At 37.5% G+C, this 21,862-nt stretch carries 20 protein-coding genes; 5 read left to right on the plus strand and 15 right to left on the minus strand.

Annotation, left to right across the window (positions count from 1 at the left end):
- Positions 1–122: 122 nt before the first annotated feature.
- The 10 genes from FCS21_RS07050 to FCS21_RS07095 form a co-directional block, all read right to left on the minus strand.
- Entirely contained in the window at positions 123–1,286 is a 1,164-nt protein-coding gene (locus FCS21_RS07050) for an ABC transporter ATP-binding protein (RefSeq protein ID WP_138621824.1), read from the minus strand.
- Positions 1,283–2,911: an ABC transporter permease gene (locus FCS21_RS07055; RefSeq protein WP_138621826.1), complete on the minus strand. Its 1,629-nt coding sequence runs from the start codon at positions 2,909–2,911 to the stop codon at positions 1,283–1,285. Before FCS21_RS07055 ends, FCS21_RS07050 begins: the two co-directional genes overlap by 4 nt.
- A 10-nt stretch (positions 2,912–2,921) precedes the next feature.
- A complete protein-coding gene (locus tag FCS21_RS07060) occupies positions 2,922–3,887 on the minus strand; it encodes an extracellular solute-binding protein (protein ID WP_138621899.1) in 966 nt (321 codons plus the stop codon).
- Positions 3,888–4,118: 231 nt separating this feature from the next.
- Positions 4,119–4,634, minus strand: coding sequence for a YcxB family protein (locus tag FCS21_RS07065; RefSeq protein WP_138621828.1), 516 nt, complete (start codon positions 4,632–4,634; stop codon positions 4,119–4,121).
- Positions 4,635–4,896: 262 nt separating this feature from the next.
- The gene (gene panP, locus FCS21_RS07070; RefSeq protein WP_138621830.1) at positions 4,897–6,525 is read right to left on the minus strand and encodes a pyridoxal-dependent aspartate 1-decarboxylase PanP; all 1,629 of its coding nucleotides are present in this window, start codon (positions 6,523–6,525) and stop codon (positions 4,897–4,899) included.
- Between the two features lie 195 nt (positions 6,526–6,720).
- Positions 6,721–7,473, minus strand: coding sequence for a tRNA (guanine(46)-N(7))-methyltransferase TrmB (gene trmB / locus FCS21_RS07075; RefSeq protein ID WP_138621832.1), 753 nt, complete (start codon positions 7,471–7,473; stop codon positions 6,721–6,723).
- 1 nt (position 7,474) lies between these two features.
- Complete coding sequence (locus FCS21_RS07080) at positions 7,475–8,239, minus strand: ABC transporter permease (protein WP_138621834.1); 765 nt, start codon at positions 8,237–8,239, stop codon at positions 7,475–7,477.
- Positions 8,240–9,220: an ABC transporter ATP-binding protein gene (locus tag FCS21_RS07085; protein WP_138621836.1), complete on the minus strand. Its 981-nt coding sequence runs from the start codon at positions 9,218–9,220 to the stop codon at positions 8,240–8,242.
- 368 nt (positions 9,221–9,588) lie between these two features.
- Positions 9,589–9,855: a hypothetical protein gene (locus FCS21_RS07090; RefSeq protein WP_138621838.1), complete on the minus strand. Its 267-nt coding sequence runs from the start codon at positions 9,853–9,855 to the stop codon at positions 9,589–9,591.
- Between the two features lie 153 nt (positions 9,856–10,008).
- Positions 10,009–10,293, minus strand: coding sequence for a hypothetical protein (locus tag FCS21_RS07095; RefSeq protein WP_222927951.1), 285 nt, complete (start codon positions 10,291–10,293; stop codon positions 10,009–10,011).
- A 652-nt stretch (positions 10,294–10,945) separates the two neighbouring features.
- On the opposite strand from FCS21_RS07095, the gene FCS21_RS07100 reads away from it, so the two are divergent.
- Entirely contained in the window at positions 10,946–11,332 is a 387-nt protein-coding gene (locus FCS21_RS07100; RefSeq protein WP_138621840.1) for a hypothetical protein, read from the plus strand.
- On the opposite strand, the gene FCS21_RS07105 is transcribed toward FCS21_RS07100, so the two are convergent.
- Positions 11,288–14,077 (minus strand): serine/threonine-protein kinase, encoded by a 2,790-nt coding sequence (locus tag FCS21_RS07105; RefSeq protein ID WP_138621842.1) that lies wholly within the window; start codon positions 14,075–14,077, stop codon positions 11,288–11,290. The two genes, FCS21_RS07100 and FCS21_RS07105, sit on opposite strands and share 45 nt — an antisense overlap.
- Positions 14,070–15,083, minus strand: coding sequence for an FHA domain-containing protein (locus FCS21_RS07110; RefSeq protein ID WP_138621844.1), 1,014 nt, complete (start codon positions 15,081–15,083; stop codon positions 14,070–14,072). Before FCS21_RS07110 ends, FCS21_RS07105 begins: the two co-directional genes overlap by 8 nt.
- 528 nt (positions 15,084–15,611) lie before the next feature.
- Here FCS21_RS07110 and FCS21_RS07115 point away from each other — a divergent pair.
- Entirely contained in the window at positions 15,612–16,484 is an 873-nt protein-coding gene (locus FCS21_RS07115; RefSeq protein ID WP_138621846.1) for a lysophospholipid acyltransferase family protein, read from the plus strand.
- Positions 16,485–16,648: 164 nt separating this feature from the next.
- Positions 16,649–17,116: a class I SAM-dependent methyltransferase gene (locus tag FCS21_RS07120; RefSeq protein WP_138621848.1), complete on the plus strand. Its 468-nt coding sequence runs from the start codon at positions 16,649–16,651 to the stop codon at positions 17,114–17,116.
- Positions 17,117–17,182: 66 nt separating this feature from the next.
- Here the strand turns inward: FCS21_RS07120 and FCS21_RS07125 are convergent, their stop codons facing one another.
- Both FCS21_RS07125 and efp read right to left on the minus strand, forming a co-directional pair.
- A complete protein-coding gene (locus tag FCS21_RS07125) occupies positions 17,183–17,866 on the minus strand; it encodes an outer membrane beta-barrel protein (protein ID WP_138621850.1) in 684 nt (227 codons plus the stop codon).
- Between the two features lie 92 nt (positions 17,867–17,958).
- The gene (gene efp, locus FCS21_RS07130) at positions 17,959–18,534 is read right to left on the minus strand and encodes an elongation factor P (protein ID WP_138621852.1); all 576 of its coding nucleotides are present in this window, start codon (positions 18,532–18,534) and stop codon (positions 17,959–17,961) included.
- Between the two features lie 98 nt (positions 18,535–18,632).
- Here efp and epmB point away from each other — a divergent pair, with 98 nt between their 5' ends.
- Complete coding sequence (gene epmB / locus FCS21_RS07135; RefSeq protein ID WP_246047084.1) at positions 18,633–19,673, plus strand: EF-P beta-lysylation protein EpmB; 1,041 nt, start codon at positions 18,633–18,635, stop codon at positions 19,671–19,673.
- A 94-nt stretch (positions 19,674–19,767) separates the two neighbouring features.
- On the plus strand, positions 19,768–20,070 hold the full coding sequence (locus tag FCS21_RS07140) for a hypothetical protein (RefSeq protein ID WP_138621854.1): 303 nt from the start codon (positions 19,768–19,770) through the stop codon (positions 20,068–20,070).
- A gap of 21 nt (positions 20,071–20,091) precedes the next feature.
- Here FCS21_RS07140 and FCS21_RS07145 read toward each other — a convergent pair whose 3' ends face one another.
- Positions 20,092–21,756 carry a mechanosensitive ion channel family protein gene (locus FCS21_RS07145; protein WP_138621857.1) on the minus strand — a complete coding sequence of 555 codons (1,665 nt, stop codon included), beginning with the start codon at positions 21,754–21,756 and terminating at the stop codon, positions 20,092–20,094.
- Between the last annotated feature and the right edge of the window lie 106 nt (positions 21,757–21,862).

Consider the following 21,862-nt stretch of genomic DNA (forward strand, 5'->3'; position numbering starts at 1 on the left):
TGGTTGTGTTTTTTTTGGCAAGTTCAACACACTCAACCAGATCAATACTTAATGCCATCACAGCCTTTTAAAATAAACGGTTAGATAATGTAGCGGGGATTCTTCGCTGGTACTAACCGCGGTTAGCTTTTATTAAAAAATAAAAAGTGATGGGGCTTAATGCTTAAGGTCACTTGTTGTTTTAAGGATAAAGCGATATCGCTGTATAAGCTCAGTTTATTAAATGCCATTGACTCGTCTGAAGTTACATCATCTAAGCTACTGAGGTAGTAGTGGTAACCTTGCTCAGTAACACTAATATAGTCAACTTGAGCATTAGCCTTCATTGCTAAATTACTATTAACATTACTATTAGTGCTGTCGTTAATAGTGAGTAATAAATTGGCCGGTTTTACTAATAAATACACTAAGTCTGCTTGCCTATTATGACTGTTTTCTATGTCAAGTTTACCTAATAAACTCTGTGCACCCGCTAGGTTAATTTTACAAGGCAGCCAACTACCTAGCTGTAAAAAATCCGCTACTTGATAACTATTAGGTTGCTGGCAAATAATACTGGGGGCATCGAATTGCAATAATTTCCCTTGTGCCATTACCGCCATTTTATCGGCAAAAGTGAATACTTCATCTTTATTATGCGTGACAAAAATAGCGGTCATGTTAAATTGCTTCAGCAGCAACCTTATTTCTAGCATTAACTCGTTACGAAGACGAGCATCAATATTTGAAAAGGGCTCATCAAGTAATAAGAGTTTAGGCTTGGGTGCTAATGCTCGCGCAATCGCCACTCGCTGTTGCTGCCCCCCAGAAAGCTGATGAATATAACTATCTTGGTAGTCGGTTAGTTTTAATATTGCCAGTAAATGATTAATCTGCTCTAGCTGTTCAGCTTTAGTTAATTTACTTAAGCCAAAAGCAATATTCTCTTTTACCGTTAAATGCGGAAATAGTGCATAGTCTTGGAAAATCATCCCTACTTGGCGTTGTTCAGCCGGTACATGGCGCTGGTCATCATTAAGTATTTTACCTGCAATGCTCATTTTTCCTGCGCTAGGTTGACTAAAACCAGCAATCGCGTTGAGTAAGGTCGTTTTACCACAACCGCTAGCACCAACAAGCCCTAAGATTTCGCCTTCATTTAAGGCTAAATCTAGCGCTGATAAAATAACATTATCTTGTAACTTAATAGTCAATTGCTCGATTGCTAACAAGGCTGGTGACTTGCTTACAATTGATGATTCCTCAGATAACTTGCTGAATGACTCTAGTGGTGAGAGCGCCGTCATAGTTGTTCCTTACTCTTATTTAGCAATACTATAGGTAATAAACCAAACAGCACAATAAGGATGGCACCTAATGCCCCTTGCTCTAACATTTCATCAGAAATAAGCTGATATATTTGGCTACTTAAGGTTTCAAAGTTAAAAGGTCGTAATAATAATACCGCGGGGAGCTCTTTCATTGCTTCGACAAAAACTAACAACCATGCGACCAGTATCGCCGGCATTAACATCGGTAAATGTACCTTAGTTAAACTCCCTTTGAGGCTAACGCCTAAGGTAGCAGGTGCATAATCAAGCGATTGGGGTATTTGTTTTATACCACTAACAATCGTGCCATTAGCAATCGCTGAAAAACGTACGACCAGTGCAAAAACAATAGCAAACAGCGTACCTGATAATAATAACCCTGGTGTCGTAAAACCTAAAAATTCAGCACTATCGTTAAGCCAATGATCAAGAGGTCCTAAGGTTGATAGCATCGCCATAGCAAGCACGGTTCCTGGCACTGCATAACCAAAGCTTGAGATAAGTTGGGGAAATTGGCGGTATTTATCACAATGTAAACGTTGGTATAAGCCTAGTAATAACGCGATAACAACGGCGATGGTGGCTGCCAGTACAGACACTTTTAATGAATTTATCCCTGTAGAGAGTAAAATAGATAATTGCGCCATGTCGCTATATTGCACCGCCATCATAATCAGCAAGGTTATGGGTAATAAAAACCCTAATATCACTAATGCCCAACAAAACAGGCTCGCCATCAGTTGTTGGCTTAAAGACAGTTGTATTAACGATTGCTTGGCATTAGGTCTAGCACTCTGGTGGCGAAGCCCTGCCCTACTGCGCTGCTCTGCTAACACCACAAAGAGTACTAATAACATTAAAACACTGGCTAACGCATTAGCAGCGCCCAAATCACCATAACCTAGCCATGTATCATAAATAGCTGTTGTTAGGGTATTCACAGAAAAATATTGTACGGTGGCAAAGTCAGCTAAAGTTTCCATTAACACTAAACTAGCTGACACGGCAATAGCGGGTCTTGCCAATGGCAGTGACACTTTAAAAAAGCTTTGTTTAGCGGTACAACCCAATAAGCGACTTGCCCGCGTTAAATTATGATCTTGCTGCTCAAAAGCGCCACGCGTTATCATATAAATATAAGGGAATAATACCAGTGCCAACATAAACGCCGCGCCCGGTAAGGTACGTATATCAAAAAACCAATAATCATTAGGCGATTGCCAATTAAACCAAGCTCTTAACGTTCGCTGTACAGGGCCGGCATAGTCAAATAAATCCGTATAAAGGTAGGCGACTAAATACGCTGGCATAGCTAAAGGTAGCAGTAAAAGCCAGCGCAGCTGCTTTCTAAAAACAATGTTAGTTTGCGTAATAATGGCTGCACTACAAACACCAAAAAACAAAGCCAACACCAGCACGCCCAGTGCAAGTAATAGGGTGTTTTCTAGATAACTGGGCAGTACTGTTTGCCACAAATGCACAAACAGTTGCGTTGAAGCACTAACACCACCAACGAGCATAACCACCACAGGTATTATCAATACCAATGTGATTATATAGCTAGATAACGTCCATGCTTTATTGTTATGTAGGGCAATCACAAGTCAGTCATTACAAATCAAATTGAGCTTGATCTAATAACTTCAATGCTGCTTTACGATTTTTAGCAATATCTTCTAAAGGTAGCGTATCAGCTTTATAACTCCCCCAAGATGCAACCAGTTTAGATACCGCAACACCCTCACGCACGGGGTATTCCATATTTGTTTGTGCATATAAGGCTTGTGCAGGTTCAGACACTAGAAATTCCATAAGGGCTTGGGCATTTTTTACGTTCGGCGCATATTTAGCCATGGCAACACCTGAAATATTGATATGTGCACCACGATTATTTTGGTTAGGGAAGTTAATGTATACTTCATCAGCCCACACTTTTTGCTTTTCATCGCTGAGCATATTGCCAAAGTAGTAACTATTACCTAAAGAAATATCACACAGTTGTTGATGAATAGCCTGTACCTGACCACGATCACTGCCCTGCGGCTTACGGGCTAAATTGTTTTTAACTTTTTTCAGCCAATCTAAAGTATAAGCTTCACCATGTTCACTAATCATAGAGGCAACTAAGGCAACATTGTAAGGGTGTTTACCACTGCGAGTACATACTCGTCCTTGGTATTTTTCATCCGCTAAATCTTCATAATTTAGCTCAAGCTTACCTAATCGTTTCGCTGAATATATATTACGAACCCGTGTCGTTAAGGCAAACCAAGTATTGTCTTGTGCTTGGTATTGTTTCGGGATTGCACTATTTAACACAGGAGAGTTAACTGCTTGCACCAAGCCTTTATCACGTAATTCAATTAAACGACTAATATCAGTGGTGAGTAAGATATCGGCAGGGCTGTACTTGCCCTCTCGCGCTAAACGTTCCGCCATACCATTTTTAGCGAACACCACATTAACGTTAATACCTGTTTGCTCGGTAAATTTAGTAAATAAGGGCTCAACTAGAAAAGGTTGACGATACGAATAAACATTGACTTCGTCACTGGCATTAGCGCTAAAACCTGTCATGAAAAATAGTGAAATAAAGGCGGTAATAAATGATTTTTGCAACATAAGTGATGTCTCAATAAAATACAGTGGCAATATTGTACAAGCACCATAATCACTGTCAACATTTTTGAGAATAATTCTCATTAAGAAGTGTTAGAATTTGTTAATAACTACTAAGCCTATACCTTAAGTGGATAACACTAAGAGATAGGCTTAGCTAAGCTATGCTTAAAACTGCCCTAACATGGCTTACACCATAACGGGGTTTTTAGCCTTGATAAAACTGATCGCCTCATCTGATAAACAGGCTTTAGAAATATAACTTTTACTGGCAATATCTTTACCCGTTACGCTTTTACCTAAGCTAAAGTTAATAACAAAACCTAAATCAGTTTCCACAACAGAGGTAACATCCGCCCATAAAATACGACTATTAACATGAAAAGACTCTGTCAGAATGCCTTGCTCATCAATAGTAAGGGTAACCTTACTATTGGAAGCCTTACTTAGCATCTGTCTAGTTACCCACCAAGGTTTATGATAATAAACACTAAGCGTTTCAAGGATACCTAGGGCAATAACAAACCAAGCCGCATAAGGATTGACGGGAGTAGCAAATAAAATAATCAAACCAAAAACCGTTAAAATATTGGCTTTAAAATAGGTTTTTTTATTGTGCTCTAGGGTACTCGATTGCGTGTAGCATTCTGTGTAATGTGCTTTGTCTAGAGTAAAGTTGGCTGTATATGAACTAGATTGAGTCATTAGAAGTGTAAATACCTATGTGCATTAACGTAGATTAACAAATAAAATTGTCGCTAGTTTACCAGACTATTTGCTCATTCATCAGTGGAAATTCATTTTAACGGTTAATTCCTTATCCCGTTATGTGCTGCACCGATCTCATCAAAATAGAACAATTAAATCATTACACAAGTGCATAAAAATATTTTTTAGAAAACAAAAAAGCGCAAGTTAACTTCGCTAACTTGCGCTTTCAATAGATATTATTTATAGCTAATTGACTTTATTGTTGTAATAACTCAGGTAAAAAATTTTCACTTTCCTGAGCTAACTGGCACTGTTGCTCTAAAATATCTTGTAGGATTGCTTTAGTGGTTAATGGATTTGCTAATACCACTCTAAAAACAATCACTTTTTCACCACCATACTTAGCAACTTCAATACGAGTACGTGACACAAAAGATTTGCCGTCTTCACGTTGACGCTTTTGAATAAACTTAGTTAACTTTCCTAATAATAAATTCACCGTTTTATTGGCTTCTTCATCTTGATTACGTGCTAAAAACGCCTGTACTGATTTAGGTGCATAACGATATGTTAATAAGCACAGTTCCGGACGAGTAATTAACTCAAAGTCTTCATGCTGATTGATAATGTCAGCAAAGTATTTTGCTTTCTCAATCGCCTGATTAATAAGCATTTCATAACCTGGTCGGCTAATAATATGTAAACTTGCATACACCAGCATTGCCATTCCTGGACGAGAGCCTTCTAACGTATGACTACCTAAATCTTTTGAACCTTTACGTAATATATATTCTGCATGATGCTCAATCGCGCTAACAGACGCGGGGTCTTTAAAAATAACTAAACCTGCGCCCATAGGTACATACATTTGTTTGTGAGCGTCAATAGTTACTGAATCAGCTTGCTCAATACCTTTAAGTAATGAACGGTACTTATTAGACAATAAGGTTGCTCCGCCCCACGCGGCATCAACATGAAAATGACACTGGTTTTGCTGAGCTATTGCCGCAATTTTATCCAGTGGGTCAATATTGCCCGTTTCAGTGGTACCGGCAACACCGACAATCGCCAAGACCTTAATATTTTGTGCCGCCAATTGCTGGCACTTTTCTGCCAGCTTTTGACAATCTATTTTATTATTTTCATCGGTAGGTATAGCAATAACATTTTCCTGACCTATACCGAGAATATCTGCCGATTTTTTTAATGAATAATGACCACGATCTGACACTAAAATAGCCAGGTCTTGGTAACCATAATGCTTCATGGCGCGATGCAAGCCTTCTCGCGCTACGCCTCTAAAATCACCATCCGCTTTTAATAACTTATTGCGTGCTACCCATAACGCGGTAATGTTGGCAACAGTGCCCCCAGAACAAAAAGCGCCAAGGGAGTGCTGAGCACTGTGCATCCAGTTTTGATAAAAGTCATCATTTTGTTGATAAACCAAATTATGCATCATACCCAAGACTTGACGCTCTAGAGGAGTAAAGGCTTTTGAGGTCTCAACTTTCACTAAGTTTTGATTTAAACCGACCATCAACTTAGACAGCGGTAAAATAAAAGACGGTAGCGCCGAGGTCATATGACCAATAAAACTAGGGCTTGAGGTATGTACAGATTGCGCAACTAATTTTTCAAGCAAGTGACGCATATGATCTGAAACAAATTCAGGTTGCTCTGGAATATGAGGATTAATAAAGTCTTGCTCAATATCCGTTAAGGCATTTTTACTGGCAACGATATGGTTATTTAAAAAACCAACCAAATTTTGTGACATCTCCTGTTCAAGACGACCTAAAGTAGAATCAGGTGCCTCTGCAACAGTAAAAATTCGATACAAAGATGCTTGTGTCGCATCAGCAATGCGTTTAGTTGCTCTCATAGTTGGTCACTTAACTGGTCGCTATTCACGCTATTTAGCCGTTTTGTCTCTGTTAGTTATTAAAAGTTCTGAGTCATAAAACGGTCTAAACAAGCGTTATAATTATTAGCAATGTAGAAAAAGAAAAAAGCACTTTAATAAAAAACATCACAAAAGTCTTGTAGTTTCGTTAATAGCGCTAACTATATTCATTACTTAGGTAGGTTTTCGATGTAAAGTTAACTGCCAACAAACCTGACCACTGGCTTGATACTTTGCTTCAAACGGCGTTAGTGCTAACGAGGCATCAGTAACTGGTAACGCGTTAATTTCCCCTTGTAAGTCAACTAATTTAGCTGCTTGTTGAAACTCAGCTAAATAAATACGCCAATTACTGCGTAAAATAAGTTGCTGACCAATACGGGTCATTTGAGGGAAAACTTCACTACCATGCCAGCGGCGTTGTAAATGCTTAGATTTAGGCCAAGGGTTAGGATACAAAATATAATGTTTGGATACCGGCCAGTTAGCCGCTTTAACCAAGCGATAAAAATCATTTAAATCGGCACGCACTAACTGATAGTTATCTGCGGTAAAACCATTATTAGCGTCAAAACCTTCAACATTACGATTAATTCTATGATCAGATTTATCAACGCCAATCACTAGTGCTTGTGGGTTTTGTTTAGCTAAAATACGCGTACTTTGGCCAACACCACAACACGCATCTAATATTATTTCGCCCGCAGGGTTTGCCGCTAAAAACGCGTTAACTAAAGCATCCGTTTTTTCAAAAGCTTGCTGGGTATGTTGTTGATACGGTTTTTGCGATGCATGTGTTAAGTGTCTTTGTACCACTTCATCAAGCTTTTCATGAATCCCTTCTTGATTACTAATAATCGCTTTAGAGTCACCCATGGTTATTTCTCTCTTTAAGGACTGTTTATTTTCGGTAATAGTCTTAGTCATCTTAGCTTCTCAGTCCTATGCCTTTAGAAATAAGTACCATAGCCACGGTAAATAAAGTGACAATAAAAAAAGTAATCACAGCAAACGCGGAGACTAAACTAACATCAGATATACCTAAAAAACCGTATCTAAAAGCATTAACCATATAAACAATAGGATTAATTTGAGAAACACCCTGCCAAAATTCCGGTAATAAACTAATCGAATAAAACACGCCTCCAAGGTAAGTCAACGGCGTTAAAATAAAAGTAGGTATAATCGAAATATCATCAAAACTGCCCGCAAAAATAGCATTAATTAACCCACCTAAGGCAAAGGTTGCCGAGGTTAAGGTAACGGTCGCAATAATCACCCAAATATTATGTAGTTGAATATCAACAAACAGTAATGACACTAAGGTAACTATTAAGCCGACTAAAATGCCACGGCACATACCGCCGCCAACATAACCAGCAACAATGACCCAATTAGGCACAGGCGCCACTAACATCTCTTCAACATTGCGCTGCCATTTAGCACTAAAAAACGACGATGCCACATTCGAGTATGAGTTAGTAATAACAGCCATCATAATAAGACCAGGGACAATAAACGACATGTAATCAACGCCGCCCATTTCACCAATACGAGAACCAATTAATGAGCCAAAAATAACAAAGTACAAACTGATGGTTATCGCCGGTGGTACTAATGTTTGCACCCAAATACGCATAAAACGCTGTATTTCTTTGGTTAAAATACTTTTTAACGCAATAGAGTTATTCATTTAATTTGCTCCTACAACAGCACTTTGCTGCGTTGCCACAGCGGCATTCGATTTTTTATTGATCAAGCTAACAAATAAGGCCTCTAAGCGATTACTTTTATTACGCATACTCAGTACTTCGATATTGGCAGCACTTAACTGTTTAAAAATATCATTAAGGTTTTGCGACTTATTCAAATCGACTTCTAAGGTATGATCATCAATAACCCGGTAAGTCATTGTCGGAGATTGCGCAACAAATTGCGTTAACGTCGCTATGGTAGTGTTATCCTGTAGGTCAAAGACAAAGGTTTCGAGGTCTAATTGAGCTAATAGCTTTTTCATACTGGTATCTTCAACAATTTCACCGCCATCAATAATGGCAATATTACGACACAAGGTTTCGGCTTCTTCTAAGTAATGTGTGGTAAGAATAATAGTAATGCCTTGCTGATTTAACTCTTGTAGAAAACTCCACATTGAGCGGCGCAGCTCTATATCAACGCCAGCGGTTGGTTCATCTAAAATTAATATTTGTGGTTCATGCATTAACGCACGGGCAATCATTAAACGACGTTTCATACCACCAGAGAGTGTACGAGCGGGTTCGTCACGCTTATCCCATAACTCTAACTGTTTTAAATATTTTTCTGCACGTTCTAAAGCGATCTTTTTAGTGACGCCATAATAACCGGCTTGGTTCACTAAAATATGGATTAACGGTTCAAACTGGCTAAAATTGAACTCTTGTGGCACTAAGCCAATAAAGCTTTTCGCTTTTTCTAAATCAGTATCAATGTCATAGCCAAACACTTTAACTTGACCGCCCGTTTTATTGACCAGTGAAGTGATCACGCCAATAGAAGTCGATTTACCTGCACCATTAGGACCAAGCAAAGCAAAAAAGTCGCCTTGTTTTACGGTTAAATCAATGCCTTTTAACGCTTGAAAACCCCCTTTATAGGTTTTTTCCAGTGCGCTAATCTCTAGTGCGTATGTCATAGTAGCTGCCAATAAAATAAAATGAGGGTGGAGTTTATACCAATAGGACTAATTTATTAATCATTTAGCGAGAATTTTAACAAGAGTTAAATCACGACGCTTGTTATGCCATATGGAGGCTAAGAATTAATTTTCAATAGTTTAAGGAGATATTTAGCCATTAGCTATCACATCGTTGTTTTTATTTACGCGTAGTAAAAAGTATGGGTGAGGTGAATGACTGACTGATCAGTAACGTTCGAACTTAAAAGTTAAGGAATTGAAATTAAAAACCATTATTAGCAAGTGAGCTTAGTTGGTTTGTACTTTTATGTTACTTTTTCTTAGGTTATTTTCTATAGTCTCTTGTAAAAGGCTTGGTAAGAGCACTATTTTTTGCTTTCTGGCTCTACATCTTTTTCATCAAGAAGACATAGCATTTTGATGAAGTTCTCCGCCTCTTGTAAACTACCAAAGCGGCCGATAGCCTCTTCATCTGCATCCTCTACTTCGTAAGTAATTCTAATTGCTACGTTATTTTCATCTAATAACTCAACTTGTAATAAGTTAAAGTTCGCTTGCACGGCAAGTTTATCGTTTGATTTTTCAGCTGATTTGTCAACAACTTGCGTTAGTAGTGTTTTTCTATTTTTCATTACAACCCCACTCCCGTTACAAAATGGTAAAATTGGCAAAAAATGATTAAAGTTGAGTCCGTTTAAACAATTTCAACAACACTTTCAACGATCTTCACTAACGGTATTAACTAGCTAGTACCGAATATTAACTAGCTGAAGTAACTAGAAAAATTAATTTTTAATGATGGAGTTTACGCCATCGCTATAACCTAACGCAAAAGCTTGGTGAAGACTTTTATAATGACCATCGTTGTTAGCACCTGACTCGCCCAAACTATCAAGATCTAAACTAATAAACTTTTGTAATAACGATCCTTGTTGATAACCAGAATTATAAGCACATTGGCAGCATTTATTTGCCTCTTTAGCATTGACTTGCTGCGCTGTTAAATTGGTTAACATGCTTTCATCTACTTGCCTTAAATGCGCTTGATTGCATGATAGTGGCTTATTCATATTTATTACCTTAAACACACACGTTGTAGTACTTATTTTTTCTCTGAAAAGTCACTAAGTTATTAGGAAAAGTTTATTATGTAAACCTGAATTCAAATCAAGCACAGGTAATAATATTGCCCGCATTATTATCTTTCTCACCTTAACAAGCTCATCTTCACAACAAAGTGACAATATAAGGTTGCCTATTATCAAGGTGATTAACATTATTCATCATCGAACAACTATTTCACAAATAAAGAGAAATAGACATTACACGACATTACAAACGCTATGTCATTGAAAGTTTGTTGCATTTTTCTACATAAATATTGTTTAAAAATGACACCAGCTTACAAAAATAAAAACTGTTTTTTTTTACGATAATAAAAAATAAAGGTATGAATAAATAATAAGAACTTAATTAACAACAACTTATTAGTATAAAAACAGTAATAAGCAAAAATAAACAAACCTATTAAAGCGACTGTAATTAGCTGTCATAGCTTAAAGCCATCTAAGACGATAAATTTAGTCACAGATTTGAAGGCACTGGTAACCAAAACAAACAATAAGACTTCAAAACGACAATTTATCAATGCACTTAACTATTCACATTAAATACTTTTAACACTTTTAACACTTACACAAATAATAATTAAACGGGAATATTATGAACAAATCTATTAAAGCGGTATCTTTAGCCTTTGCCTTAACTAGCAGTATTTTTTTGCCTAGCGCCATGGCAGCTAATGCCACTAGTTCGACCACTATGCTCATTACGATTGCAGAAAATAACCCGGTGTTGATAGAGCGATTAGATGACATTGCTTTACATAATCCAAAACTACTTACGCAACTATTAGCGATGGCAGGATCAGATGCAGAGCAATTAGAGAGATTAATTAATTTAGCGGAATCAGACTCGGCAATATTTGCGAAGTTAGTTAGCATTAAGAATGCTAAAGCAACACAAGAATTAAAAGATCAGCAAACATCACCAGATGATCAAATGTCAACGTTTGGAACTATCAGTGATGGTGGTATTAAACGAAATTAAACAGCGTGACGCATTATTATACTCCATCATTAACGTTTGAAACTGTAGCTCTTCACATAAGCTATCAAACCAGGGCAGATTAAACCAAACTACGCCGACATTATTTTTTAATGCTACTTTAACATGATGGGTAGCAGATATTTTTTCTTTTAATAAACTATAAACAAGAGCTGAAGCATAAGATACTTCACCATTTTCAGGTGCTAAGCCTTGCGCTTTATTTAACGCTGAAATTGCCAAATCTCCTTGATTTAAATGTGCATAAGCTTGCGCTAAGCTGGTTAAATATTTAACATCATTTTTCTCAATCAAAATTGATACAACTTGTTGATAATGAGATTTCGCTAACTCTTGATACCCTAATACTTTTTCTATATCGGCTAAATTTACTAAATTAAAAGGGTGCTTTGGTTTTTTTTCTAGCGCTTTTTGAGCAAACTCAAGTGACTTATTATATTGTTTATTCAAGCCATAAGCTAAACTCAAGTTAGTCATGTCCTTAGCATTATTAGTGTGAAAAACAATTAGCTCATAGGCTTCAATAGCTAACTCAAGCTGCCCTTGACGTAACCAAACACTAGCCTGTAACTGTTTAGTACTGTAATCATCAGGGGTTATTTCAAAAATTAACTTTAATGAAGCTTCTGTTTTTTCTAAATCACCCATGCGCCAATAACTAAAAGCAATGTTATACAGTAAATTGGTACTAGGACGTAATTTAAACGCTTTACTATAAGAATCAACTGCTGCTTGATATTGTCCAGCATTAAAAAACACAAAAGCTTCTAAACCTAACAGTGTTAATTCATCAGCACCTCTTTTTTTCGCTTCGATAAATTGGAGTTTTGCTTCTGTCTCATCGCCCATATCTGAAGCCAACCAAAACCTGTCTATGGCGGCAAAGACACTGTAACGATATTCAGGTGGTGAGTTTTGTAACAACAGCTCTAGCTGTTGGAAGTGTTTTTTATCTTTTGAATCTAAATACAAATCTAGTGCCGTGTCACGATACAAACTATAACCCGCATACAAGTAAGGTGACCGTTTAAGTAAAGCCTCCAGTTGAGTCAAACTTTCATCACTATAATTGCCATGACCTTTAATTTGGCTATAAAGCGTGATGTATTCACGGTAATCCGCTTCATCAATGGGGCGCTGTACTAAAGCTAATTGGTTTATTTCTGCGTGCTCAGCAAACAGCGCGGCAAACTGTGTTTGGCTGGTACTAAAGAGGGCATTAAATTTATCAATAGGCGCTAACCAGTTTTTTTCAGATTTAACCGATAAACTATCACGGCTATTATCATTAGCTACCAACCGAGAAAAGCTTACCTTACAACGGTTATTATCACATTCGAGTGTCGTTGAAATAATATCTGAGGCGCCAACCGCTTGCTTAATTTTTTTCAAGTTATCAGGATATTCTTTGCTGATGGCACCGACTTCGCGCTGTGAGATTAAATACATATTTTTGCTATTGATCACCGCTTGTCGCAGCGCATCTTCAACCGCTGAAATAACTAAGTCTTGTTGCATCTTCGCCATTAGTGGGCTGTTAACGAGTATCGGTTTTAAAATAACAATTTGTTTGGCTGTAACATCTTTCTTATGGTAAAAACCAAAAAACAACAGACTCATCACACTTAGAAAAACAATACTGGCTACTATTTTAGAGCGTAGTGAAAACAAGACGGCTTTTTTTTTATCCGGCGATTGAACACCTTGCTCACTATAATTTGCGTGATAAGTTGCCTGATTGACCTGAACAACTTCAGTGTGCTGAAGAAGTTGTGTCGCTTCAATAGCCTGGCTGTATGGCGCGGTATTATCAGGGTAAGTATTAGCGCTAGTTAACGCAGCAGACAAAGGGAGTGTTGCTTGCTCATTTATTTGTGCTTGTAACAGCGCGGTACTAATGTGCTGTAATCTATTTTCGATAGCACTGGCGGTTAAGGTTCTTTGCTCAACCGGCTTAATCAGCATTTCCATTAACAAGTCAGTTAATGCTACCGGTGCATTTAGCATTAAGTTTTTGGCGTGCTCTGGTGTACTAGCACTTATTCTACTGGCAATATCGGTTGCTGAGCCGCCGTTATGACCAACAGCAAAAGGGTGGCTGCCTACCATCAGCTGATAAGCGACAATCCCTAATGAAAAAATATCACTACGATAATCTAGGGTATTTTTTTGTAATTGCTCGGGCGACATATACAACAGGCTACCGTATTGCACACCATCGGGGGTATTAAGCTGTTCATTATGTGCTGTCGATTGACTGTCATTATTAGCAATTAACGCAATGCCAAAATCAGTTATTTTTAGCTGCCCTTGCTCATTAACTAAAATATTACTGGGCTTTAAATCACAGTGAATAATATTGTTTTTATGCGCGGCAGCTAAGCCAGCAGCGAGCTGTTGTAATAAATTAAGTTTTTGAATGAGCGTGCAATAATGTTCTTGTTGAAACTGAGTCAACGTTTTGCTGTGAAAGTATTCCATCACCAAGGAGATATGATCGCCTTCATCATGAACATTATAGATTTGTATTATATTAGCATGGTTCACACGGGCCAATAATCGTGCTTCTTGTAGGGCGTGGTTAACCTTGCCACCTTGGCGCTGACAGGTTAATTCTTTAATGGCAACTTGGCGCTGTAGCTGGTTGTCTTGAGCAAGGTAAACCTTACCCATTCCCCCCTCACCCAATAATTTTTGCCGGCTATAATGGGGTAAGTTGTTATCCATGTAATACCGTCAATGAAACCTTATCTTGGCCGCGATTAACGATTAACTCGTTACCTTTATAAATACGATAAAAAACACCAGCAAAGCGTATTTTTCTGCCCTTACGCTCAATAAGTTCATCACCATCACAAGCACCATCAAGCATTTCTCTAAATTGCTGTTTTGCGCGACAAACATGAGTATTAAATAAAGTAATATCACAACCTAATTCTTTAGTGAGTACTTCAGGCAAACGCCAGCCTTGATTGTCAGCATCAATGCCTTGTTTAGCATCTTCATCTCGGTGTCGCGCTAAACTCAACGTAAGGTAATGATGTGCTTTATTGGCTAAACAAAATTTTTCATCATCCGTTGTTACGGTTAGCTCTGTACTCTCTTCATCTAGACTTAAATTAAAGCGATATTTAATTTGCTCAACGGAGAGTTTAGCTTTCGCCATTAGCACGGTATTTTCAGTTAACGGCGTTAATTTGAGCTGCCATTTTTGATGATTAAAATAAAGTAAATCTAAATTAGCTACCGGATAAGCACCGCCATCAGTATCAATAAGAAATTCTTTATACCACTGGTCTTTACTTGGTACGTAAAACAAAGCGATTTCAGGATTGTCTTCATTAGGTAGTAAATTACCATCGCTTAAAATTATCGGCGCTTGAGTCACTTGTTCGCCGTGTTGACCGAGAGGCAGCAACATATTTTGCGGAGGGCTTAAATCTTGTATAACAACACCATGACTTTCACCTGAAGCAAAAAATATCTTATCGCCTACTTTCAGCGTGTGTGGGCTATCTTTAACTAACTTGTGCTGATTTACCCAGGTACCATTATTACTAAGATCGCGAATAAGCCATTGGTTATTACTCCATTCAACAACCGCATGAATACGAGAGACTTCTTGCGCATTAATCACAGTATCGACGTTAGTTGGCGAGCGACCAAAACAATGACACGCATTTAAATAACGTAACGCTTCGTTTTTATTATGTAAATTTAAAATAGCTGCCATAGGATCATCATTAATACGTAAAGTTTTATCACGAAGGTGCAAAGTACATAGAGTTGATTATTGTATCTAAACACAAGAGGCTCTTCTAGTGAAGATGATAACTTATCTCATTGCTTTTTAATTATATCATTACGATATAGCAACTAGGTTGCCATCAGTTTACTGAAAAAACACGCCATTTCTAAATCCTGCAATTCATGTTTACAGCTGTACTTCAAATAGCTATTTATAATATAGCATCAGTTTAGTGTATTCACTCTCTTTTTTGTATATAAAAACATCTAAAAAAGCTAAAAAACCACGAGATAGATACAACCAAAAAATAAACATAGGCACATGTTATTAAAGGTAAATAACAGCATTAGCCCGATATAAAAACTAGTGTGTATTTATCACTAAAACGGTTATTAAAATAACATTAACCTTTAAAGCAATAAGGTGAACAAAATTATTACTTACCTCAAGGTTTTTATTTGTTTTCCTGCTACAATCTCCCAATATACGTAGTTACCTTGTTCTTATTTTATTATGGCTAAAAAAAAGCTTACCATACGTGAAAAAACCATTTTTGACGGCATTTTCACCAAATACTTCTTAAAATTTATTTTTACCTTATGGTTTAAAATAGCGGGTTGGAAACTTTGTAAAACTGTGCCCGAGGGTGCTGGTGTTGCTATTGCAGCGCCTCATACTTCTAATTGGGATTTTGTCTACGCCCTTGGTGCCGCTATTTTACAAGACATTAAAATTTACTTTTCGGTAAAAGAAAGTTTATGCCGCATACCCGTGTTAGGTACTTGGATGATGTACCTTGGGGCAATACCTATTGATCGCTCCTCAAAAGGCGTTGGTCAAGTAGAGCAAATAAAACAATTCATCAATAGTCAAAAACTAAACAGAGTGTTTTTTTTATTTACCCCAGAAGGGACACGCGGCCCAGTCCCTAAATGGAAAACAGGTTTTTATCATGTTGCTCAAGGCTGTAACTTACCTATTTTTTTAGCCAAGGTAGATTATTTAAGTAAAGAAACCGGTGTTTTTCATACCTTTAAATTAACTGACGATAGAGAAAGTGACATACGAGCGATACAGGCGTCTTATGAAAGTGTACAAGGTAGATTTCCATTAGATCAATACCCTCCTTATACTGGTCGTATGCCAAAAATATCTGAAGTAGAAGCAAAGATAATCAAAGCACTGTATTCCTTTAAAGGCGTTGCTACTGAAGTTGAAATTAGCGCTAAAGTAAAACTAGGCGAACTATCAACCACCATGCTCGACTATTTAATTGATAAAGGGCTATTAGAGAAAAGCCTAAATAGCGATAAAAATGGTGAACCAACCTATCAACTGACCTTTGCAGGTCGTGGCTGTTTTTTACACTTACCACCTAATGCTTAATTCGCTAAGCGAAGTAGATTAAGTTAACCGTAAAAACGATAATATCCACTGGAGCGTTTAACTTGATAACCGCCGCACTATTATTGCCTGCTATGCTAGTTGTTATCTTATTATTTGTTAGTGCCTCACTTGTTTATAGTACGATAAGGCTTGGTATATCCCCTATGCCAAGCTCAAATAAAGCCTATATTGCTATGATGCAACTAACGGATCGAACAGGGCCTGGAACAATAGTCGATTTAGGTAGTGGCTGGGGAAATTTTGTTATACGTATTGCCAAAAAGCATCCACAACGGCAAATAATAGGCTATGAACTCTCTTGGTTGCCTTGGCTAATATCTGTGTGCTTTAAAAAGCTGCTAGGCTTAAAAAATCTAACCCTGCATCGACAAAATTTTTATCAGGCTGACCTCTCTGATTGCTCTGTCTTGATCTGTTATTTATTTCCTGGAGCAATGAACAAAATAAGTAAAAAATTACAATTAGAGCAAACAAATATTAACTTCTTGATCAGTAATAATTTTTCCCTACCCGGCTGGAAACCTTGTAAAGCTATAAAAATTGATGATTTTTATAAATCTTCCATTTACCGCTATAATATCAATAGTAATAAAAAACCCAGTAAACAATAAGCTGCTGACTGGGTTTATTTACTAACCATTAATTATTTGATTAGCGAAACTAATTGACTAACTAAACTAAAAAATCGAGCCTATTTCTAGGTGGTAAGAGCCAATACTGGCATCACTTGAATGACTAAGATCAATCCACGATTGTTTATAGCTGGCTCGAAAAAATAGACTGTTATCTAACTCATAGCGAAAGCCTGCGGCAACATTATACGAAAAGCGAGTATCGTTGTAAGTGCTTTGATAACCTTCACAAATATATCCCCACCAAGGATCATACCAACAAACAGTGTTGGGTGGTCCATCAGCAATATTACTATCAAGATAACTCCAGCCAGCTCCAGCCTGAACATAGGGTGTCAACTGAGAAGCAAAAACACTGTAAACCACATTAAACTGACTGTCGAACAGGTTCATTTTATGATTTACCTTATATTCACTACCATTATCTTTAACCAATGTTGCCTCATAGCTAGGCGTAGTTGATGAAAAATCAAAGTTAATCAAAATATGTGGGTTTAGGTTATAGCCGAAGGTAAAGCCCCAGCCATAATCACTTTTCATCGCAATAGTAGAATCATTCTGACCATTAATATCTGCAGACTGACTATTTAATACTTTAAAACTCGCTTCCCACTTATCGCTACGGTGAGTGTAATTAGCATTGGCATCAACACTCACCGTGCTAGCGAGAAAGCCAATAGCACAGCTAACAACTGTTAATTTTGACATTAAGACTTTATTCATCAACATAATTATTCCTTTAGTTATATTGGCTATATTAGTTAGCCAGACTTAAGTTATTAAAGTCAATTACACACAGTAATGCTATACATTATGGACAATTATTGAGCTTTTGTTGCTCTTGATACATATTCACCAGAGCGGGTATCTATACGCACTTTTTCACCAATTTGCACAAATAAAGGCACACGAACAACAGCGCCAGTAGCTAATGTCGCTGGCTTGCCACCCGTACCTGCGGTATCGCCTTTTAAGCCAGGATCTGTTTCAGTAATATCAATTTCAACAAAATTTGCTGGCGTAACGGTAATTGGCGTGCCATCCCATAAAGTTATAGTACAAATATCACCTTCAACTAACCACTTGACTGTATCGCCTACTGCTTTTTCTTCAGCGCCAATTTGCTCAAATGTTTCGTTATTCATAAAGTGCCAGAATTCGCCATCTGAATATAAGTAAGCAAGATCTACTTCTAATACATCAGCGCCTTCAACGGTTTCACCTGATTTAAAGGTTTTTTCTAATACTTTACCTGAAACGAGTTTACGGATTTTAACGCGACTAAAGGCTTGGCCTTTACCTGGCTTAACCAATTCATTTTCAAGAATATTACAAGGTTCGCCATCAAGCATGATTTTAAGTCCAGCTTTAAACTGGTTGGTACTGAAATTAGCCATAGTAAGAGTGCTCTTTTATTAATTACTTAGTTATTTATTTGATCTTCACTAACCTATAACCGTTATAATGGTCTAAGTAGTTAGTAAGACATATTCAATTGAGATTAGAATTGCCGCAGATAATAACCCAAAATAGTCATGATTTGCATCTTTGTGATGAAAAATCATGGCAAAAAGATTTACGCGATGTTGTGACAGAACCAGAACAACTGTTAAGGCGACTTAATATTGTCCCTAATGACTATTTACAACATTTTAAAGCACGTAAACTATTTCCCGTTCGTGTACCCGTTTCATTTATTAACCGCATGAAGCCAGGTGACTTTGACGATCCTCTACTTAAACAGGTGATGCCACTATCAAGTGAGTTTTTACTTACCGACGGTTATTCAACTGATCCGCTTAGTGAACATGATACTGTTGCGGAAGGCTTACTACATAAGTATAAAAATCGTGTGTTGATGATAGTCAAAACTGGCTGTGCTGTTAATTGTCGTTATTGTTTTCGCCGTCACTTTCCTTATCAAGACAATAGTCCCTCTAAGCAACGCTGGCAAGGTGCTCTTAATTATATTGCTCAACATAATGAAGTAACCGAAGTTATTTTCAGTGGTGGCGATCCGTTAATGGCTAGCGATGATCATTTAGCTTGGTTAGTTGCCCAGATAGAAAAAATTCCCCATGTAACACGTTTGCGAATACATAGCCGCCTGCCGGTAGTTATCCCTAATAGGATCACTGCATCACTCGTCGCTTTATTAAAAGATTCACGTTTAAAAGCAACCATGGTCTTGCATATTAATCACCCCAATGAAGTGAATGAAGAATTAGTACAAGCACTTGAGCCACTGCGCCAAGCGCGTATTCCACTATTTAATCAAAGTGTGCTGTTACGCGGGGTAAATGATAATGCAAAAGTATTAGTGACGTTAAGTGAAGTATTATTTGATGCTGGTATTCAGCCTTATTATTTACACCTTTTTGATGCGGTACAAGGGGCTGCTCACTTTGATGTTAACGAGGCAGATGCCGTTGCTATTGCTACTGAAATGTTAGCAACTTTACCGGGGTTTTTAATGCCTAAATTAGTACGAGAAATTGCTGGTCAAGCTAACAAAACGCCAATCAATCTGGCATAATTAACCAAATTAAATACTGTTTTTTCAACACCAAACCGTATTGAAAAAACAGTATTATTAAACCCAGCCCTATTACTCATTTAAAAGCACTATTATGACTAAAGCAATTGAACAACAACTTATTGAAAATATTTCAATTATTTTGAAAAAGTCACTAACAGCGGATGCCACGTTAGCTGATTTACGCGAAAAGAAAAAAGCTAGCTTTAAAGCTGTTTTTACTGAAGATTCTCCTTTTTCAAGTTCAGCAGATACTTTTCAACCCTATGTGGAAGAAGTGGCTGAAGATCTACTGAAATGGCAAGAAAGCAAAGATCAAGCACTACTTGTTTCCCTCGTTAAAAAGATAGAGCAGTTATTTACTGTGCTCGCTAACTTTGAGCAAAGCTATAGCTAATAAGGTTAATAACCTCGCTATTTATTCAACCACTCGGTCTAAAGCGACTTGTACTTTGCAGTTATGCTCATTCAACAAAGCTAAAATATTCAGATTGAGTTGGTTGATTTCATCTAAATAAACATCAAAATCTGTGGTGTTAACGTAGGCTAAAATATCAAGTTCTAAACCATAAATAGTGTATGCCTTAAAGTGAGTTCGTAAGGGGATTTTATCCAAACTCTCTGTCGCATCAAGCATTGCTCTAATTCCAGCAAGTAACGCATCTATATTTTCTTTTGGTGTATTAGGTACTAAAAATATTTTCGGTTTAAACGCTATTTTCTCACGCTCGGAATAGTTCTCTATATCCATATCTATAAATTTGGCATTGGCAACATAGATGACACTACGGTCTAAAGTACGAATACGCGTTGCCCGTAACCCAATTTCTTCTACCACACCTAAACTATTGCCAAAGCGACAAAAATTACCTATACGAATAGGTGCTGAGGTGTATAGAGTAATAGCGCCAATAATGTTTTCTACAGTTTTCTGTGCGGCCAAAGCAATAGCTAAACCACCAATACCTAAGCCTGCTAGCAAGGTAGAAGCATTAAAGCCGAGGTTTTCTAACCAGTTCAATACTGCCACTGTGAAGGCAATAATTTTAATCACTGTTCCCGCAGGTCTAAGTAAATAAACCGCTAAAGGTTTATCCTGCGCGATAAATTTTTTTGCCAACAAGGTTTTCATTAAATCGATAAAGCTAAAGAAAATCCAACACCAAGCAATAATCAATAAAGTACTGCCTTCTGCAACCGCTTTGAGCGCTACCGTAACATTGGCTTCTTCATGAAAGTTGCGAGCAAAAATAACAGTGATTAACAAGGCGAAAGGTTCTTTTATAAATGTTAACACCTCTTCAGATACTTTTTTATAAACCCGTTTTACGCTAAATGCTGCTACCCAAGTCAGTATTTTTGCAATAATAAAATACATCAACAACATCATGGTTAGATATATCCACTGCCAAAGCATGACGCCGAATAAGTCTACTGTGGGTGAATTTTTAGCTAAAAATTCCCCTAAAGGCGAATAAGAGTAGCGTTTAAACAAGCGTGGGATTTTTTCTACCGTAGCGTTAGAGACTTTCCAGATTTGTACTTTATCTTCAGCGCGGGGGATGCGCTGTAATAATATATCAACTTGATTACCCCGGTATTCAACCTGAGCAATTAATTCTCTGTAAGGAGGTAGATTGTCATTTATTCGGCCTTCTTTTAAGGTACTAATACTATTAAGATCAATCCAAACCGTACGGTTTAGTACCACGCCGAGTTGTCGAGCTAGCTCTTCTTGACCAACGTTCAGTGTTGCTGCAGATAAGTTACGGTAATCTAAATAATGAGTCGCTAAGGCTAAATCACCTGCGCGCATAGCCTTTAAATAACCCGCTATGGTACTGCGAGGTTGACCCCGACCAAAATCATCATGGGGGACATTACTCTCATCAAAATAAGCAGCTTCGGATAAACTTGCCTCCGCACTTTCTTGACTATCAATCATATTCTTAATCGATATGCCATCAGCATTACTCGGTGGCTGACCAACAAAAGCGCCAGCGCTATTAACCACTAACGCTAAAAAAATCGTCAAGACGACAACAAAACGAGTAAAAAAAATAGCGGGTTGGCAGAGCGTCATTACGCTTTTTCCTTGCGAAAATATAAAATAACTGAACAAAGATAATAGCGTAAATAGTTTAGAGAGAATACTAGAGGACTGATAAAAAAGTCACCTAAGCGACTTT

Origin of the sequence: Colwellia ponticola (genome assembly GCF_005885605.1) — a bacterium.
Classification (GTDB): domain Bacteria; phylum Pseudomonadota; class Gammaproteobacteria; order Enterobacterales; family Alteromonadaceae; genus Colwellia; species Colwellia ponticola.

Excerpts from the sequence above, each read along its gene's own strand:
- FCS21_RS07050 (WP_138621824.1), bottom strand. The coding sequence starts at position 1,286 with ATGACGGCGCTCTCACCACTAGAGTCATTCAGCAAGTTATCTGAGGAA.
- FCS21_RS07060 (WP_138621899.1), bottom strand. The coding sequence starts at position 3,887 with ATGACAGGTTTTAGCGCTAATGCCAGTGACGAAGTCAATGTTTATTCG.
- FCS21_RS07065 (WP_138621828.1), bottom strand. The coding sequence starts at position 4,634 with ATGACTCAATCTAGTTCATATACAGCCAACTTTACTCTAGACAAAGCA.
- panP (WP_138621830.1), bottom strand. The coding sequence starts at position 6,525 with ATGAGAGCAACTAAACGCATTGCTGATGCGACACAAGCATCTTTGTAT.
- trmB (WP_138621832.1), bottom strand. The coding sequence starts at position 7,473 with ATGACTAAGACTATTACCGAAAATAAACAGTCCTTAAAGAGAGAAATA.
- FCS21_RS07080 (WP_138621834.1), bottom strand. The coding sequence starts at position 8,239 with ATGAATAACTCTATTGCGTTAAAAAGTATTTTAACCAAAGAAATACAG.
- FCS21_RS07085 (WP_138621836.1), bottom strand. The coding sequence starts at position 9,220 with ATGACATACGCACTAGAGATTAGCGCACTGGAAAAAACCTATAAAGGG.
- FCS21_RS07090 (WP_138621838.1), bottom strand. The coding sequence starts at position 9,855 with ATGAAAAATAGAAAAACACTACTAACGCAAGTTGTTGACAAATCAGCT.
- FCS21_RS07095 (WP_222927951.1), bottom strand. The coding sequence starts at position 10,293 with ATGAATAAGCCACTATCATGCAATCAAGCGCATTTAAGGCAAGTAGAT.
- FCS21_RS07100 (WP_138621840.1), top strand. The coding sequence starts at position 10,946 with ATGAACAAATCTATTAAAGCGGTATCTTTAGCCTTTGCCTTAACTAGC.
- FCS21_RS07105 (WP_138621842.1), bottom strand. The coding sequence starts at position 14,077 with ATGGATAACAACTTACCCCATTATAGCCGGCAAAAATTATTGGGTGAG.
- FCS21_RS07110 (WP_138621844.1), bottom strand. The coding sequence starts at position 15,083 with ATGGCAGCTATTTTAAATTTACATAATAAAAACGAAGCGTTACGTTAT.
- FCS21_RS07115 (WP_138621846.1), top strand. The coding sequence starts at position 15,612 with ATGGCTAAAAAAAAGCTTACCATACGTGAAAAAACCATTTTTGACGGC.
- FCS21_RS07120 (WP_138621848.1), top strand. The coding sequence starts at position 16,649 with ATGCCAAGCTCAAATAAAGCCTATATTGCTATGATGCAACTAACGGAT.
- FCS21_RS07125 (WP_138621850.1), bottom strand. The coding sequence starts at position 17,866 with ATGTTGATGAATAAAGTCTTAATGTCAAAATTAACAGTTGTTAGCTGT.
- efp (WP_138621852.1), bottom strand. The coding sequence starts at position 18,534 with ATGGCTAATTTCAGTACCAACCAGTTTAAAGCTGGACTTAAAATCATG.
- FCS21_RS07140 (WP_138621854.1), top strand. The coding sequence starts at position 19,768 with ATGACTAAAGCAATTGAACAACAACTTATTGAAAATATTTCAATTATT.
- FCS21_RS07145 (WP_138621857.1), bottom strand. The coding sequence starts at position 21,756 with ATGACGCTCTGCCAACCCGCTATTTTTTTTACTCGTTTTGTTGTCGTC.